This window comes from Polynucleobacter sp. 35-46-11 (genome assembly GCF_002281105.1).
Window position 1 is genome coordinate 1 of record NZ_NCFJ01000587.1, and the last position, 1,462, is coordinate 1,462.

The 1,462-nt window shown below is 45.8% G+C and carries 1 protein-coding gene; it reads right to left on the bottom strand.

The genetic code is table 11. The features are described 5' to 3' along the window. A partial coding sequence (gene hsdR, locus B7Y67_RS17880; protein WP_293599787.1) for an EcoAI/FtnUII family type I restriction enzme subunit R occupies positions 1-1,462 on the bottom strand: 1,462 nt, incomplete at both ends.

Consider the following 1,462-nt stretch of genomic DNA (forward strand, 5'->3'; position numbering starts at 1 on the left):
AAAGGCTGATACAAGCTCGCTGGCTGTGCCCATTTTACTAAATGGGTCTAGGGTCAGAATCTTAATATCGTCGATATTCTCGATACCGGTATCTGCGTATTTTTCAAGTAAGGCCTCGAGAACCTTGCGGGCTTGTTCGCCATACTTTGTGAAATAGTTACGTTTTTTGACTTGATCTGCACGCTCTCTACGAGTCAATGCAGGCTGATCAAATGCTACATGGCAGATTAAATCAAAAGCATCGCAGTCTTTATTAACTTCGTTCGCCAATGCCTCCAGTAAGAGACCATGCTCTTCGAGCTCCTTAATAACAGCGGCCTTGCGCTCGGCAGAAGTCCATCTCTTTAGGAATTGATCTAGCGTTGAGTAGTCTTTTCGAACTGCTTTACGGGTGTAGTCCTTTAGGGACTCTGTAATCAACCTACCTTCGGGTCCGTAATACTGAACCCGTTCGGCAATAACCTGAACCTCTACATCACCCACAAAGTATTTAGCTCTTACATCCTCTGGTCCAGGAGGAAAGCCAGGGGGCTCTGGAGGAACGGGTGACTCAACTCCGGGAGGCATTGGCGGCTCCACTGGAGGAACCGGGGGATCATCAACCCCAGGCTCATAGATAACAATTGGCGGGCCATCAAATGCCTCATCAGCAAAAAGCTCAGTAGCCTTTTTAAAGTCCATGATGGTGAACCAGTACTTGTCGTAATCTTCGTTAATGCGGGTACCACGCCCAATCATCTGCTTGAATTCGGTCATAGACTTGATATGTTGATCAAGCACAACTAGCTTGCAGGTTTGTGCATCTACACCAGTAGTCATTAGCTTAGAGGTTGTAGCAATTACTGGGTAACGTTCTTCTGGGTTAATGAAGTTATCAAGCTCAGCCTTGCCTTCTTGCTCATCACCGGTAATGCGCATGACGTACTTGCGATTTTCTTTGACTCGCTCTGGATTTAGATTGACCAGGGCTTGACGCATACGCTCTGCGTGATCAATGTCATCACAAAATACGATAGTCTTGGCGAATGGATCAGTAGCCGTTAAGAATTCAGTTATTTTCTTTGCGACCAGCTCTGTACGCTTTTCCAGGACCAGGGTTCGATCCATATCGTTCTGGTTGTAGATGCGATCTTCGATTAATTGACCACGTTTATCTACTTGCCCAGCGCTGGGTCTCCAGCCTTGGAGATCCCTATCGATATCAATCCGGATTACTTTATACGGGGCAAGGAAACCATCTTCAATTCCCTGTTTTAGTGAGTAGCTGTAAACAGGATCGCCGAAATAAGTAATGCTTGATATTTCCTTAGTTTCTTTTGGTGTGGCTGTTAAGCCAATGTGTGTGGCAGAGGAAAAGTAATCCAAAATCTCACGCCAAGCTGAATCTTCAGAGGCGCTGCCGCGATGACACTCATCAATCACGATCAAATCAAAGAAGTCTGGAGAGAACTGCTTGTAAATA